At 58.4% G+C, this 14,739-nt stretch carries 12 protein-coding genes; 4 read left to right on the forward strand and 8 right to left on the reverse strand.

The features are described 5' to 3' along the window. Window positions 1-28 precede the first annotated feature (28 nt). From Q0903_RS02725 to Q0903_RS02750, 6 genes are all read right to left on the reverse strand, one after another. A complete protein-coding gene (locus Q0903_RS02725) occupies window positions 29-379 on the reverse strand; it encodes an H-type lectin domain-containing protein (protein ID WP_299024890.1) in 351 nt (116 codons plus the stop codon). Between the two features lie 121 nt (window positions 380-500). Further along, window positions 501-929, reverse strand: a complete 429-nt coding sequence (locus tag Q0903_RS02730) for a F0F1 ATP synthase subunit epsilon (RefSeq protein ID WP_299024892.1) — start codon at window positions 927-929, stop codon at window positions 501-503. A gap of 12 nt (window positions 930-941) precedes the next feature. Continuing rightward, window positions 942-2,366 carry a F0F1 ATP synthase subunit beta gene (gene atpD / locus Q0903_RS02735; RefSeq protein WP_299024894.1) on the reverse strand — a complete coding sequence of 475 codons (1,425 nt, stop codon included), beginning with the start codon at window positions 2,364-2,366 and terminating at the stop codon, window positions 942-944. 19 nt (window positions 2,367-2,385) lie between these two features. Then, window positions 2,386-3,261, reverse strand: coding sequence for a F0F1 ATP synthase subunit gamma (locus tag Q0903_RS02740; protein ID WP_299024896.1), 876 nt, complete (start codon window positions 3,259-3,261; stop codon window positions 2,386-2,388). A 14-nt stretch (window positions 3,262-3,275) separates the two neighbouring features. Further along, on the reverse strand, window positions 3,276-4,814 hold the full coding sequence (atpA, locus tag Q0903_RS02745; RefSeq protein ID WP_299412645.1) for a F0F1 ATP synthase subunit alpha: 1,539 nt from the start codon (window positions 4,812-4,814) through the stop codon (window positions 3,276-3,278). Continuing rightward, on the reverse strand, window positions 4,815-5,375 hold the full coding sequence (locus tag Q0903_RS02750; protein WP_299412648.1) for a F0F1 ATP synthase subunit delta: 561 nt from the start codon (window positions 5,373-5,375) through the stop codon (window positions 4,815-4,817). Window positions 5,376-5,833: 458 nt separating this feature from the next. On the opposite strand from Q0903_RS02750, the gene Q0903_RS02755 reads away from it, so the two are divergent. Next, window positions 5,834-7,744 carry a calcium-binding protein gene (locus Q0903_RS02755; protein WP_299412650.1) on the forward strand — a complete coding sequence of 637 codons (1,911 nt, stop codon included), beginning with the start codon at window positions 5,834-5,836 and terminating at the stop codon, window positions 7,742-7,744. A gap of 1 nt (window position 7,745) precedes the next feature. Here Q0903_RS02755 and Q0903_RS02760 read toward each other — a convergent pair whose 3' ends face one another. Next, a complete protein-coding gene (locus Q0903_RS02760) occupies window positions 7,746-8,480 on the reverse strand; it encodes a methyltransferase domain-containing protein (protein ID WP_299024902.1) in 735 nt (244 codons plus the stop codon). A gap of 60 nt (window positions 8,481-8,540) precedes the next feature. Between Q0903_RS02760 and gloB the strand changes: the two genes are divergently transcribed. The 3 genes from gloB to Q0903_RS02775 all read left to right on the forward strand — a co-directional run bounded on the left by gloB (window position 8,541) and on the right by Q0903_RS02775 (window position 12,843). Next, window positions 8,541-9,350, forward strand: coding sequence for a hydroxyacylglutathione hydrolase (gene gloB, locus Q0903_RS02765; protein WP_299412653.1), 810 nt, complete (start codon window positions 8,541-8,543; stop codon window positions 9,348-9,350). A gap of 215 nt (window positions 9,351-9,565) precedes the next feature. Next, entirely contained in the window at window positions 9,566-11,887 is a 2,322-nt protein-coding gene (gene clpA, locus Q0903_RS02770; protein WP_299024906.1) for an ATP-dependent Clp protease ATP-binding subunit ClpA, read from the forward strand. A 23-nt stretch (window positions 11,888-11,910) separates the two neighbouring features. Next, window positions 11,911-12,843 (forward strand): M23 family metallopeptidase, encoded by a 933-nt coding sequence (locus Q0903_RS02775; RefSeq protein ID WP_299412655.1) that lies wholly within the window; start codon window positions 11,911-11,913, stop codon window positions 12,841-12,843. A gap of 59 nt (window positions 12,844-12,902) precedes the next feature. Here Q0903_RS02775 and Q0903_RS02780 read toward each other — a convergent pair whose 3' ends face one another. Continuing rightward, complete coding sequence (locus tag Q0903_RS02780; RefSeq protein ID WP_299412658.1) at window positions 12,903-14,738, reverse strand: peptidoglycan -binding protein; 1,836 nt, start codon at window positions 14,736-14,738, stop codon at window positions 12,903-12,905. Window position 14,739: the final 1 nt, after the last annotated feature.

Raw genomic sequence — 14,739 nt, forward strand, 5'->3', positions numbered from 1 at the left:
ATCATTACAACAGCCCCGTCAGGCGCTGTCAGCCGACATCCCACGCATCCGCGTCCTCAAGCTCCCCCAAAGCTGTCCATGCAATGCGCACGCGGGCGACCTTCGTGTCACCCCATGTGCGAAACACCATGTCAAAACCCTTCTCCGTCACGGCTTCCGCCGTCACATCGGCACGCAAAACCGTGCCCGCATCCATATCCCACAGCGAGATTGACAGCTGCACTGTAGGCACGCTGAGGTATTTCTCCGAGAACTTGATCCGCCGCCGCCGCTCCCGCTGGCCACGTCCGGTCCACATTTCGCCGCCATCCTCGAAATCCTCGAACAGTACCTCGTCTCCGCTGTCCACACCGACAATCAAACTGCGCAACTTTTTCATCTTGGTTTTCCCGTGGTATTTCAGACGACGCCCTACCGAGATTCTATGGCAAATTCACGGCAGCTCCATATGCAAAAGGCCCCGCATTGCTGCGAGGCCCTTCAATTCTCATGTCCAAAGCTCAGTTTTTGGCGGTCAAGCCCATGTGCTCGCCCATAGCAACCATGTCCGACAGCAGCTTGGCTGCATCATCCACAGGGCCAGGCTCGTTTTCAAAGGCTTCTTTCACCTTCGTGTACATGGTCCGCGCTTCTTCCATGATCTCGTCCATGGTTTCTTGCGTCATGTCTGCCTTGGCCAGTGCACGCTCGGCCAAAACCGAAACGCCTGTCGCTGTGATCTCGGCAAAGCCGCCAGTAACCACATACTGCGACTGACCGTCAGGGCCATCCACAGTCAACAGACCGGGGCGCAGGGTGGTGATGGTTGGCGCATGATCGGGCATTGCCGTCATATCGCCATCCGCACCGGGAATCTGCACCGAAGCCACTTGAGCCGAGGCAAGGCGCCGCTCGGGCGACACCAGATCGAATTGCATCGTGTCTGCCATCTTGAGCGCTCCTTAAGCGGCGTCTGCCGCCATTTTCTCGGCTTTCGCCTTCACTTCTTCAATGCCGCCTACCATGTAGAACGCACCCTCTGGCAGGTGGTCATACTCGCCGGCAACAACCGCTTTGAACGACTGTACAGTCTCTGCCAGTGGCACCTGCTTGCCGTCCGCGCCGGTAAAGACCTTTGCAACGTCAAACGGCTGGGACAAGAAACGCTCGATCTTACGCGCACGGGCCACGGCCAGTTTGTCGTCTTCCGAGAGTTCGTCCATGCCGAGGATCGCAATGATATCCTGCAAGGATTTATAACGCTGCAGAACCTGCTGAACGTCGGTCGCCACTTTATAGTGCTCTTCACCGATCACGAGCGGATCAAGCAGACGCGACGTGGAGCCCAGCGGGTCAACCGCAGGATAGATGCCTTTTTCCGAGATCGAGCGGTCGAGAACCGTTGTCGCATCGAGGTGCGCAAAGGATGTCGCAGGCGCAGGGTCGGTCAAGTCATCCGCAGGAACATATACGGCCTGAACAGAGGTAATCGAGCCTGACTTCGTGGAGGTAATACGCTCCTGCATCGCACCCATGTCGGTGGCGAGTGTTGGCTGGTAGCCCACAGCAGAAGGAATACGGCCCAACAGAGCGGAAACTTCGGAACCGGCCTGTGTGAAGCGGAAGATGTTGTCCACAAAGAACAGAACGTCGGTACCGGACTGGTCGCGGAACTGCTCGGCCAATGTCAGACCTGTCAGCGCCACACGCATACGCGCACCTGGAGGCTCGTTCATCTGGCCGTAGACCAGAGCAACCTGTGAATCTTCGAGGTTGTCAGGGTTGATAACGTTGGATTCGATCATCTCGTGATACAGATCGTTCCCTTCGCGCGTACGCTCGCCCACACCCGCAAACACGGAGTAGCCAGAGTGCACTTTGGCGATGTTGTTGATCAGTTCCATAATCAGAACGGTTTTGCCAACACCGGCACCCCCGAACAGACCAATCTTACCACCCTTGGCGTAAGGCGCCAGAAGGTCGATCACTTTAATGCCTGTTTCTAGAACTTCCGATGTGGTGGACTGTTCCGCGAATGCAGGTGCTTCCGCGTGGATCGAGCGGCGCTCGGTCGCGTTCACAGGACCTTTTTCGTCAATAGGCTCGCCCACAACGTTCATGATGCGGCCCAGTGTGGCGTTACCAACAGGGATCGAGATAGGCTCGCCGTTGTCGGTTACTTTCTGGCCACGAACCAGACCTTCGGTCGCGTCCATAGCAATGGTGCGGACCGTGTTTTCGCCAAGGTGCTGCGCCACTTCGAGGATCAGGTTCTTGCCCTGGTTCTCGGTTGTCAAAGCGTTCAGAATCTCCGGCAGGTGATCCTCGAACTGTACGTCAACGACCGCGCCGATGACTTGGGTGATTTTGCCGACTGCTTGTGCCATGTCGTTTAACTCCAATACCTTACAGCGCTTCCGCGCCGGAAATGATTTCGATCAGCTCGTTGGTGATGACGGCCTGACGTGAACGGTTGTATTCGATTGTCAGGTTGTCGATCATCTCGCCCGCGTTGCGCGTTGCATTGTCCATCGCGGACATGCGCGCGCCCTGCTCGGATGCACCGTTTTCCAACAGTGCCGAGAAGATCGCCGTTGCCACACCACGCGGCAGAAGATCAGCAAGGATCGCTTCCTCACTCGGCTCGTAATCAAACAGCGTATCGGGGGCATCGCCCTCGGACTGTTCGAACTTGGCCGGAATGATCTGCAATGCCGTTGGGATCTGGCTGACCACATTGACAAATTCTGCATAGAACAGAGTGGCGACATCAAATTCGCCTTCGTCAAAACGGCCCAACACATCTTTGGCGATGCCCTGCGCATCGGTATACCCGATCCGCTTGACCTCGGTCAGGTCAACGTGACCTACCATATGTGCCGACAAATCCCGCTTCAGCTGGTCACGACCCTTTTTGCCAACGGTCAGGATTTTCACTTCCTTACCATCCGCAATCAGCTTTTGTGCATGCGCACGGGCCTTCTTGGCGATGTTGGCGTTGAAGCCACCGCAAAGACCTTTTTCAGCCGTGAGAACCAACAGCAGATGCACATCATCCTTGCCCGTACCGCTCAGCAGTTTGGGCGCGGAATCCGATCCACCAACAGACGCCGCAAGCGACGACATAACGGCGTTGAAACGCTCCGTATAAGGACGGGACGCTTCAGCCGCTTCCTGCGCGCGGCGAAGCTTCGCCGCGGCAACCATTTGCATGGCCTTAGTGATCTTACGCGTGTTCTTCACACTCGCGATCCTGTTTTTAAGGTCTTTGAGATTTGCCATTGGCTTATCTCTCCTTAAGCGAAGTCAGCAGCGAACGCGTCGAGAGCCGCTTTGATTTTATCTTCCAGCTCGTCTTTCACCTTACGGTCGTTGTTGGTGATGTCGTCCAGAAGGTCGGCGTGCTTGCCGCGCAGATGCTTGAGCAGACCAGCCTCGTAACGGCCAACCTCTTTTACATCCACTTTGTCCAAATAGCCGTTGGTACCTGCATAGATCACGCAGACGATCTCGGCATTGGTCAGCGGGTTGTACTGCGCCTGCTTCATCAGCTCGGTCAGGCGCGCACCACGGGCCAGCAACTGCTGGGTGGCCGCATCCAGATCGGAACCGAACTGTGCAAAGGCTGCCATTTCGCGGTACTGCGCGAGCGACAACTTAACAGGACCGGCAACAGAAGACATTGCCTTGGTCTGGGCAGAGGAGCCAACGCGCGAAACCGACAGACCGGTGTTCACAGCAGGGCGGATGCCTTGATAGAACAATTCGGTCTCAAGGAAGATCTGACCGTCGGTGATCGAAATCACGTTGGTTGGAATAAACGCGGATACGTCACCACCTTGGGTTTCAATGATCGGCAGCGCCGTCAGGGAACCGTTGCCAGCGTCATCACCCAATTTGGCGGAACGCTCAAGCAAACGAGAGTGGAGATAGAAAACGTCACCTGGATAGGCTTCACGCCCGGGTGGACGACGCAGCAGCAGCGACATCTGGCGATAGGACACAGCCTGCTTGGAGAGATCATCGTATACGATCAAAGCGTGGCGGCCGTTGTCACGGAAGTGCTCTGCCATTGCTGTCGCGGAGTATGGCGCGAGGAACTGCATAGGCGCAGGCTCGGACGCTGTCGCGGCAACAACGATGGAATATTCAATCGCGCCTGTTTCTTCCAGCTTTTTAACCAGCTGGGCAACAGTGGAGCGTTTCTGACCGATCGCAACGTACACGCAGTACATTTTCTTGCTCTCGTCGTCGCCCGCGGCTTTGTTAACCTGCGCCTGGTTCAGCATCGCGTCGAGCGCAACAGCCGTTTTACCAGTCTGGCGGTCACCAATGATCAGCTCGCGCTGGCCACGGCCAATCGGGATCATCGCGTCAACGGACTTGAGGCCAGTGGCCATCGGCTCGTGTACGGATTTACGCGGGATGATGCCCGGCGCTTTGACTTCAGCCAGACCGCGCTTGGACGTGCCCAGCGGGCCTTTGCCGTCAATGGGGTTGCCCAGACCGTCCACAACACGGCCCAACAGTTCGTCACCGATTGGCACGTCCACGATGGAGTTGGTGCGCTTGACGGTGTCGCCTTCTTTGATGTCACGGTCGGAACCGAAGATAACAACACCGACGTTGTCCGCTTCGAGGTTCAGGGCCATGCCCTGAATACCACCGGGGAATTCGACCATCTCGCCCGCTTGGACATTGTCCAAACCATAGACGCGCGCAATACCGTCACCAACGGAAAGCACACGACCAACTTCGGCGACTTCGGCCTCTTGACCAAAGTTCTTGATCTGGTCCTTCAGGATTGCAGAAATTTCTGCCGCTTGGATACCCATTTATCCGACCTCTTTCATTACATTCTGGAGGGAATTTAGCTTCGAGCGGATCGACGTGTCGATCATCTTGGAGCCTACTTTAACAATCAAACCGCCGATGAGCGTCTCATCAACGGTCTGGTGCAGTGTCACGGTCTTGCCGGTTGTCTTTTTGAGCGACGCGGCCAGCTTGTCTGCCTGTGCCTTCGTCAGCGCCTTGGCAGAAGTCACGTCAGCCGCGATTTCGCCTTTGTCGTCCGCGATAATATCGCGCAAAGTCTGCACCAGTTGAGGCAAGACAAACAAACGACGTTTCTGCGCCATCAATGCCAGCGTGTTGGCAATCATTGGCGACAGTTTCATTTTCTTTGCCAATGCAGTGATCGCATCCGACTGCTGCCCGCGTGTGTAGATGGGCGAGTGGATCAGCGCGCGAAAATCGTCGCTGGTGGTCATTGCATCATGCAAAGCTGTCAAATCCGTTTCCACGGCTTTGACTTTTTTGGCCTCTTTGGCCAATTCGAATACGGCTTTCGCATAGCGTTGCGCGATGCCTGTTGAGATCGAAGCTGGTTCGGACACGTCCATCCTCTCATACGTCTGCACCGGATCGCCGTCATGGCGAGACCAGTGTGTTGGCGCGGCTTGGAAAAGTGACCAAGCGATTAAATCAGGGGCGATGTAGCAGACCGTTCTAGGTGCCGCAACACAGTATAGTGATGTCGCTAATCTGCCGCAGCCATAATTTTCAAGCACTTGGCGCAATTGCGGCCTTTTACCCAGTGCCTAAATTTTGTGCAGGTGCAGCATTTGCGCTGTCAACAGCGATTCTTTCATGGGCGTTGCACCTTCCGGTCATCCTACGGACACACGCTATAATAGCAACAAATTGCCTCAAGCCCGCGCGATTGTTTCCGTATCCTGAACAATATGTCGATTACTTAGGGTAAATCGCTTCTTCCGCGGTCCGAACGCCTGATTTCATTGACTCTTTCTCCCATCCACGAAAACCTTAACGAATATTTAAGGAGTCTGCCGCAATGTCACCCCTCGCTCTTCTCGCTCTTCTGGGCCTCACTGTTTTCATTCCCGTCTTTAGCAATGACGATGACGAGCCACCATTTGACGAGGATCTAGATCCCGCAGAGCCTGTAGACCCGATTGATCCCGTCGACCCGATTGATCCGGTAGATCCGGTAGTCCCCGTCGATCCGGTTAACCCTGTTGATCCTGTAGACCCCGTCGATCCCGTAGCACCTGTCGACCCGCCGGCGAGCGTTACAGGCACAAGCGGGGACGACACCCTCACCACTTCGTCAAACCAGACCGTCGACGGCTTTGCAGGCGCTGATACAATCACTGCCGATAGCTTCGGGGATGATGCAATCCTCAATGGCGGCCTGGACAACGACACAATCATCATTGAACGCGACGCCGACAACAATGTTGCAAATGGCGGGCGCGGCGATGATCTGTTCAACCTCGGCGGCGCAGGCACCACAGCCAACGGCAACTCGGGGGATGACAGCTTTTTCCTCGACGGCACGAACACAACCATAAACGGAGGCGACGGCAACGATATCATCCGCAGCGGCGTCGACCAGAACGGCGCGCTGATTAACGGCGGCCCGGGCGCAGATGCGATCAACGCGGCTGGTACCGATATCAATATAAATGGCGACATAGGCGATGATGCCATCACCTATTCAGGGGCCACAGGCGGTGCATTCGGCAATCTCGGCGACGACACGCTGATCGCCACACCAGCAGGCGCTGGCCTGTCAGGCACGTTGGTCGGCAACGGCGGCGATGATCAGCTAGAGGTCCGCGACACCGCAGAAAGCCGCGGCAATGTCTCCCTGCGCGGCGGCGATGGCGATGACACCTTCATCGTTGATGCCCTCGTCAACAGCCGCAGCGTCGATGGCGGCTTTGACACGCTCACGGGCGGGCGCGAGAACATCAACTCCGAAAGCATCGGGCGCGAAAGCTTCAACATCTCGCTCGACTTTCTTGAGGGCGCAATCCCCGCAGGCATCATCAACATTGCGACCATCACGGATTTCGACCGCGAGAGCGATACCATCAACATTACGACACAGCAGCCTGACAGCGCGGGGATTGTATTCGAAGGACTGGAATTATCGGTGGCCGAGGATGGCAGCTATACTGACATCATCGCCAACTATGGCTCTACCACCACGGATAGCGCACCCACCCTCGCCGTGATCCGCGTGCTGGGTGTGGACGATCTTGCGCTCAGCGATATCAACCTCAGCACAGGCGACGCCACCACAGCGGGAAATGACTATATTTCGTCGGGCGGCGTCGATGGCGACAGGGATGTCGATGCAACAATCTCGGGGGGTCTGGGCGATGACCTGCTGTTGCACGAAGGCCGCGACGATGCGGACGGCCTCGTCATGGAAGGTGGCGCGGGCAATGACACCCTGATCGCGGACGAGGTCGAATTCAGCAACCCCACAACCCTTGATGGCGGGACGGGGGATGATCTGTTGATAACACAGCTCTTTACCCCTGCAAATCTGGACACAGTCGATACTTTCACCACTGGCGCAGGGGCCGATACTGTTGAAATCTCGCCGCTCTTGGCAAACGGGCAAGAGGCCGAGTACGGTATCGTGGCACGGGTGACAGACTTCTCCCCCGCAGAAGATCTGATTGTTATCGACGTGGCATCCTATGATACAGGCGGCGCCGTGGATGCGCTGACACAATCGGTCACGCTGACCGAGAACCTCTCGGAGGGCTATACCGATGCCAGCATCCTGCTAACCGACGATGACGATGGTTTGGTCTTCTCTGGCGTAGTGCGGCTTGAGGGGCTTATAGGGTTGTCCAGTGCTGACATCGGCGTGTCTCTGACCGACCGCTCTGTCGATCCTCTGGCCATTCCGTCCTATCTTTATACCGCAACAAGCGAGACCTGATCTAGACTGGCTTCGCGCTCGGCTCCATCACCCCGATCGGCACGCGGGCGCGCTTGCGCGCCACGCGGCCCTTGGGGGGATAGACCAGCTTGGTCGCCTCCACCATAAACGCGCCACCCGCCATAATCGTGGGTACATTGCGGCCAACCCGCTCGAACAATCCGCTGGATTTCATCCACATGCGCTGGCCGCTGGGGAATTGGTACAGTGCGCCCGCGTGCCGCTCGGGCAGGAACTGGTGCTTGCGCAGTTGCGCATCCAGCTGACCGGGCGAATAGGGCCGCCCGTAGCCAAACGGCGTGCGGTCCCGCCGTGCCCACAGCCCCGCTCGGTTCGGCACGATAAACAGCGCCTTCCCTCCTGGCCCCAATACGCGCCAGCATTCCTCCAAAAGGTCCGAAGGCCGCTCACAAGTCTCCAGCCCGTGCAGCAGCACCAGCTTGTCCACATGGCCCGTCTCCAGCGGCCATAATGTTTCTTCGGTCAACACCGAGGTGTTGGGCATTCCGGCAGGCCACGGCATCACCCCTTGCGGTCCCGGCATCAGCGTAATCACCCGCCGCGCATCTTTCAGGTAGGGCCGCAGCAACGGCGCGGCAAAGCCGAAACCCACAACCGTTTGCCCCTTCGCTTCGGGCCACAACTCGATCATCCGGTCACGCAAGGATTTTTGCGCCGCACGCCCCAGCGCACTGCGGTAATAAAAGTTACGAAGATCCTGCACATCAAGATGCATTGACAGGGCCCCTCATTGCGCCATTTCTAGAGACACTAGCCCAGCAACGGAGCCTTGCCCATGCCTTCCGACACGCACCAGCGATCCGAAACAATCGAGACAGACAGCCATACGTTGGTGACCATCGCGTGTCTGTCAGATAACTATGCGTTCTTGTTGCAAGACAAGGCAACTGGCGCGGTTGCCCTGATCGACGTGCCAGAGGCTGACCCGATCAAGGCAGAACTGGACGCGCGCGGTTGGACTGTTGACCAGATCTGGCTGACCCACCACCACTACGATCATATCGATGGTCTGCCCCACCTGCAGGAAAGCTACCCCGCGCCTGTCTACGGCGCCGCCGCAGATACCCACCGCTTGCCCGCGTTGGACCATGCGCTGTCCGATGGCGATCGTTTTGCGCTGGGTGATACGCAGGTCGATGTCATAGACGTCTCGGGCCATACCATCGGCCATATCGCCTTTCACGCCGCCGCAGCACAGGCTGCCTTTACTGCTGACAGCCTCATGGCGCTGGGATGTGGCCGCTTGTTCGAAGGCACGCCCGACCAGATGCACGCCAGCCTGCGAAAGATGGATGCATGGCCCGATCACACGCAAATTTGTTCGGGTCACGAATACACCACATCCAACGCCAAATTTGCGCTGTCTGTCGATCCCGATAATGCGGCCCTGATCGCCCGCGTGGCCGATATTGAAACCACGCGCGCCGCGGGGCGCTTTACCGTGCCCTCGCTGATGTCGCTGGAACGTGCTACAAACCCGTTCCTGCGCAGCAATGATGCGAAAATTCGCGCCGGTCTGAACATGTCCGACGCAACCGATGCGCAGGTCTTTGCAAAGGTCCGCGCGCTCAAAGACAACTTCTGATTCCAACCTGCGACAGACTGTTGCAATCCCGACTCAAATCGCGCCCAAAACAACGGCTAAGACCGCACCAAAAAATAAATGTGACAACTTTATTTCAAAAAAGACTTGAAGCTCGGCCACTATCAACCAAACTCTAATACAATCAGACCATGGTTGGCCCGCAGGCGCTGGTATCTTTCACGCCCCCCCGACCCCCTTCGAAAAGGAGCACGCACGTGCCTTCATTCTCGACCACACTAGAGCAGTCCATTCACGCAGCCTTGGCGCTTGCCAACGCCCGTAAACACGAATTCGCAACGCTGGAGCATCTCTTGCTCTCGCTGGTAGACGAGCCTGACGCACTTCAGGTGATGAAAGCCTGTTCCGTAGATGTGGACGACCTGCGCGAGACGCTTGTCGAATTCATCGACGAAGACCTCAGCAATCTCGTCACCGATGTCGAAGGTTCCGAGGCTGTGCCAACAGCCGCCTTCCAGCGCGTCATTCAGCGCGCAGCCATCCACGTTCAGTCCTCTGGCCGTACCGAAGTGACAGGCGCAAACGTGCTCGTCGCCATCTTTGCCGAACGGGAAAGCAACGCCGCCTACTTCCTGCAAGAGCAGGATATGACCCGCTATGACGCCGTCAACTTCATCGCACACGGCGTTGCAAAAGACCCCGCCTATGGCGAAGCACGCCCCGTATCCGGCGCGCCCGAGCACGAGGAAGAAGCCCAGGGCGTCACCGAGGGCGACAAAAAAGAATCCGCACTGGCCAAATACTGTGTGGACCTCAACAAAAAATCACGCGACGGCGATGTGGACCCCCTCATCGGCCGCGACTCCGAGGTTGAGCGGTGTATTCAGGTGCTGTGCCGCCGCCGCAAGAACAACCCCCTGCTGGTCGGTGATCCGGGCGTGGGCAAAACCGCCATCGCCGAAGGCCTCGCGCGCAAGATTGTTGCGGGTGAGACGCCCGAAGTGCTGGCAAACACAACCATCTTCTCGCTCGACATGGGCGCGCTGCTGGCTGGCACCCGCTACCGCGGTGATTTTGAAGAGCGCCTGAAGGCCGTCGTGACCGAGCTTGAGGATCACGAAGACGCGGTGCTGTTTATCGATGAAATCCACACCGTCATCGGTGCAGGTGCCACCTCTGGCGGGGCCATGGATGCGTCCAACCTGCTCAAACCCGCCCTTGCGGGCGGCAAGCTGCGCACAATGGGCTCCACCACCTACAAAGAGTTCCGCCAGCACTTTGAAAAAGACCGCGCCCTGTCGCGCCGCTTTCAGAAAATCGACGTGGCCGAGCCATCTGTCGAGGACGCGCAGAAAATCCTCAAGGGCATCAAACCTTACTTCGAGGATCACCATGGCGTGAAATACACCGCCGACGCGATCAAAACCTCGGTGGAGCTTGCACATCGCTACATCAACGACCGCAAACTGCCCGACTCGGCGATTGACGTCATCGACGAGGCAGGTGCGGCCCAGCATCTGGTCGCAGCCTCCAAACGCCGCAAAACCATCGGCACCAAAGAGGTCGAGGCCGTCGTCGCCAAAATCGCGCGTATCCCGCCCAAGAACGTCTCCAAGGACGATGTGCTGGTGCTGCGTGATCTTGAGGCATCGCTCAAACGCGTTGTGTTTGGCCAGGATGCAGCAATCGATGCGCTGTCCTCGGCGATCAAACTGGCGCGCGCCGGCCTGCGCGAACCTGAAAAGCCCATCGGCAACTATCTGTTCGCAGGCCCCACAGGTGTGGGTAAAACCGAAGTTGCCAAACAGCTGGCCGATACGCTTGGTGTGAAGCTGCTGCGTTTTGATATGTCCGAATACATGGAGAAACACGCCGTATCCCGCCTCATCGGTGCCCCTCCGGGTTATGTGGGCTTTGATCAGGGTGGCATGCTGACAGACGGTGTTGACCAAGACCCCCACTGCGTCCTGCTTCTGGACGAGATGGAAAAAGCGCACCCAGATGTCTACAACATCCTGTTGCAGGTCATGGACCACGGCAAGCTGACCGATCACAACGGGCGCACAGTGGATTTCCGCAATGTCGTCCTGATCATGACCTCCAATGCAGGCGCATCCGAGCAGGCGAAAGAGGCAATCGGCTTTGGCCGCGATCGGCGCACGGGCGAGGATACCGCCGCGATCGAGCGAACCTTCACGCCGGAATTCCGCAACCGTCTGGATGCCGTGATCTCCTTTGGCGCGCTGCCAAAAGAGGTGATCATGCAGGTCGTCGAGAAATTCGTGCTCCAGCTTGAGGCACAGCTGATGGACCGCAATGTCACCATCGAGCTGAGCAAGAAAGCCGCCGAGTGGCTGGCCGACAAAGGCTACGATGATAAAATGGGTGCGCGTCCGCTGGGCCGCGTCATTCAGGAATACATCAAAAAGCCACTCTCGGAGGAGTTGCTCTTTGGCAAACTCGCCAAAGGCGGTGTGGTCAAGGTTGGCGTCAAGAAGGGTGAGTTGGACATCACAACCGAAGGGCCCGACAGCCCGCGCCTGACAGGTAACAAGCCACCACTGCTCACAGCTGAATAATGCGAAATGGTCTTTTGGCCCTAATGTCCCTCGCCGTGCCCGCCACGGCGGGGGATTTTTTGTTATCCTCCCCCATCGACTGTGATCTCGACGGCCCCTGCTATATTCAGCAATACGTTGATCATGACCCGTCCGAAACAGCCTCCGATTTTACATGCTCTGGCCTCAGCTATGACGGCCACAAGGGTACGGATTTTGCCCTTCCAACCTATGATATGATCGAACAAGGCGTCGATGTTCTAGCCTCGGCCAAAGGCACGGTGACGGGTCTGCGCGATGGCATGCCCGATATCCGCTATACCTCTGAAACCGCCGCTGCCAGCGAAGGCCGCGAGTGTGGCAATGGCGTTGTCCTGCGCCATGAAGACGGTTGGGAGACCCAGTATTGCCACCTGCGCCAAGGCTCCATCACCGTAAAGCGCGGTCAACAGGTCAATACGGGCGATGTGCTGGGCCAAGTCGGCATGTCAGGCCGCGCCGCCTTCCCCCATGTGCATCTGTCCGTCCGCCGCAATGGCGAGGTGGTCGATCCCTATGACCCCGACGGCACCATAATTTGCGGCCAAAGCGATGAAGAAACCCTCTGGTCCGATGTGCCTCCCTACCGCGCGGGCGGCATCGTCAGCATAGGCACCGCCGCCGCTGTACCCGAGTTTGACGCAATCCGCGCCAATACGGTCCCCCCCGCACAAGCCGACGGTGACGCGATGGTGATCTATGCGTTTTTGTTCGGTACCCAGCCCGGCGATGTGATCCGCCTGTCCCTCGATGGCCCCGAAGGCAGCGTCATAACCCGCGACGCATCGCTTGACCGCAAGCGCGCCCAATCGTTCCGCGCCATCGGGAAGAAGCGCCGCGGCCCCCGCTGGCCAGCGGGGGAGTATAGCGGCACGGCCACCCTGCTGCGCGATGGTGCGACCATCGACAGCCAGAGCCTGACACTCACCCTGCCCTAAAATCCGCATCCGCCATACGCTGCACAAGGGGTGTACAGGGGGTGTACCGATGGCACCCCCTATTTTTCGGTGAATTTCAGCTCGATCCGGCGGTTGCGCGCCCGCGCCTCATCGGTGTTGGCAGTATCCACAGGCTGGTACTGTCCGAACCCGTTCGCCGACAATCTGTCAGGCGGAATAGCCAGAAAATTCGCCATATATTTGACCACCGACAAAGCACGTGCCTGGCTCAGCTCCCAGTTGTCCGCAAACTCGCCCAGACCCGACAGCGGCACATTATCCGTATGGCCATCCACACGGATCACCCAATCGATCCCGTCGGGGATATCTGCCGCCACGTTCCGCAAGATTGTGGCGACCTTGGCGATCTCGCGTGTCCCTGCGCGCGACAGGTCCGCGCCGCCGGGCGGGAACAACACCTCAGAGCTAAAGACGAAGCGGTCGCCCTCAATCCGGACCCCCTCTTGCGCACCCAGAACACTTCGCAATTGTCCAAAGAATTCAGAGCGATACTGCTCAAGATTCTTCGTCTCAGCCTCCAGTCGCTTGCGCTCTGCCGCCTCCAGTTCTGCGCGGCGGCGCTCTTCTGCGGCAACCCGCGCAAGTGCTGTGTTCAGTTGCGATCCAAGCGATTGAAGCTCTACCTCGCGGGCCGTATCCTCGGCCACGGCCTGATCCAGCAAGCCTTGCAAATCACCCAGCTGCACCCGCAAGGCCGCGACCTGCTGGTTGAGGAGTTCTGTCTGGCGTTGGGCGGCCAGCGATGTCTCCCGCTCTTGTGCAAGATCTGTCTGCGCTTGGGCCAGCAAAGCCGCGCGGCGCTCGGCCTCTGTTTGGGTCTGACCGACATCGGTTTCAGCCGCCAGTTTCGCCGCCAACGCCGCCGCAAGACGGGTCTGCAGATCATCAATCTGCGCCCCCGCATCCGCCTGTGCAGCACCCAGCCGAGCCTCCAGCGCAGCAATACGCGCCTCGGCCTCTTGCAGGCTGGTTTGTAGCGTCGTTTCAGTATCTTGCGCATCACTCAACGCAGCAGCCAAACGGCTATCCAGCTCCGCCTCAGCGGCCCGTGCAGCGGCCAGAAGGGTCAGAGTTTCCTCCGCGCGTTTGCGCTGCGCTTCCAGCGACAGCGTCATTGCTGTCAATTCGGTATCGGCATTTTCAAGCCGCGCACGCAGCGCCTCGGCAGCGGCAGCATCCGCCAGTTGCTGCGCCTCTTGCGCGCTCAATGCTTCCCGCGCTTGGGTTACATCAGCGGTCAGGTCTGCAATCTCGGCATCCGCTGCGGCGTTTCGCGCGCGCAGGTCGGCCATCAGGGCCTCCAACGCTTCACGGCGCGCGGCGGCCAGACGGGCGGCCTCTTGCTGCGCATCCACTTCTTCGCGGCTACTGGCAAGGGCTAGGTTCAGGGCTTCCTGTTCGCTCAGCAGTGTTGCAGTTTGCTCTTGGAGGTCAGCAACCTGACCCTGAGCCGTATCACGATCTGCAATCAAAGCAGCGACTTGCGCCTCAAAACTGGTGATGCGCGTCTGCGCTGCCCCCAAGGCTTCTGCCTGTGCATCACGCTCGGATTGCAGCGAGGCGATCAGCGAAGCCTGTTCGGCAACGCGGCTCCGCTCATCGCCCAGCGAGGCCCGCAACGCCCCGACGCGCGCCTCGAGATCACTGTTTTCGCGCTGCTCCAATCCCAAAGCCTGCGCAAGCGCAGCCACTTCAGAGGATAGCTCGTCCAGCTCTGTCTCTTGACCCGAAATCTGTTCGGTCAGAACAAACTGCACCACCATAAAGATGGTAAGCACAAACATCAGCACCAGCAAAAGACCTGTCATGGCATCCACAAAGCCAGGCCAGATGGACGCCTGAAACCGCGCGCCGGTGCGTCGCGACAGGGCCATG

This window comes from uncultured Sulfitobacter sp., assembly GCF_947502895.1.
Classification (GTDB): domain Bacteria; phylum Pseudomonadota; class Alphaproteobacteria; order Rhodobacterales; family Rhodobacteraceae; genus Sulfitobacter.

What these genes read in the sequence shown, in the direction of transcription:
- Q0903_RS02725 (WP_299024890.1), bottom strand. Translation starts at nt 379, where the DNA reads ATGAAAAAGTTGCGCAGTTTGATTGTCGGTGTGGACAGCGGAGACGAG.
- Q0903_RS02730 (WP_299024892.1), bottom strand. Translation starts at nt 929, where the DNA reads ATGGCAGACACGATGCAATTCGATCTGGTGTCGCCCGAGCGGCGCCTT.
- atpD (WP_299024894.1), bottom strand. Translation starts at nt 2,366, where the DNA reads ATGGCACAAGCAGTCGGCAAAATCACCCAAGTCATCGGCGCGGTCGTT.
- Q0903_RS02740 (WP_299024896.1), bottom strand. Translation starts at nt 3,261, where the DNA reads ATGGCAAATCTCAAAGACCTTAAAAACAGGATCGCGAGTGTGAAGAAC.
- atpA (WP_299412645.1), bottom strand. Translation starts at nt 4,814, where the DNA reads ATGGGTATCCAAGCGGCAGAAATTTCTGCAATCCTGAAGGACCAGATC.
- Q0903_RS02755 (WP_299412650.1), top strand. Translation starts at nt 5,834, where the DNA reads ATGTCACCCCTCGCTCTTCTCGCTCTTCTGGGCCTCACTGTTTTCATT.
- Q0903_RS02760 (WP_299024902.1), bottom strand. Translation starts at nt 8,480, where the DNA reads ATGCATCTTGATGTGCAGGATCTTCGTAACTTTTATTACCGCAGTGCG.
- gloB (WP_299412653.1), top strand. Translation starts at nt 8,541, where the DNA reads ATGCCTTCCGACACGCACCAGCGATCCGAAACAATCGAGACAGACAGC.
- Q0903_RS02775 (WP_299412655.1), top strand. Translation starts at nt 11,911, where the DNA reads ATGTCCCTCGCCGTGCCCGCCACGGCGGGGGATTTTTTGTTATCCTCC.
- Q0903_RS02780 (WP_299412658.1), bottom strand. Translation starts at nt 14,738, where the DNA reads ATGGCCCTGTCGCGACGCACCGGCGCGCGGTTTCAGGCGTCCATCTGG.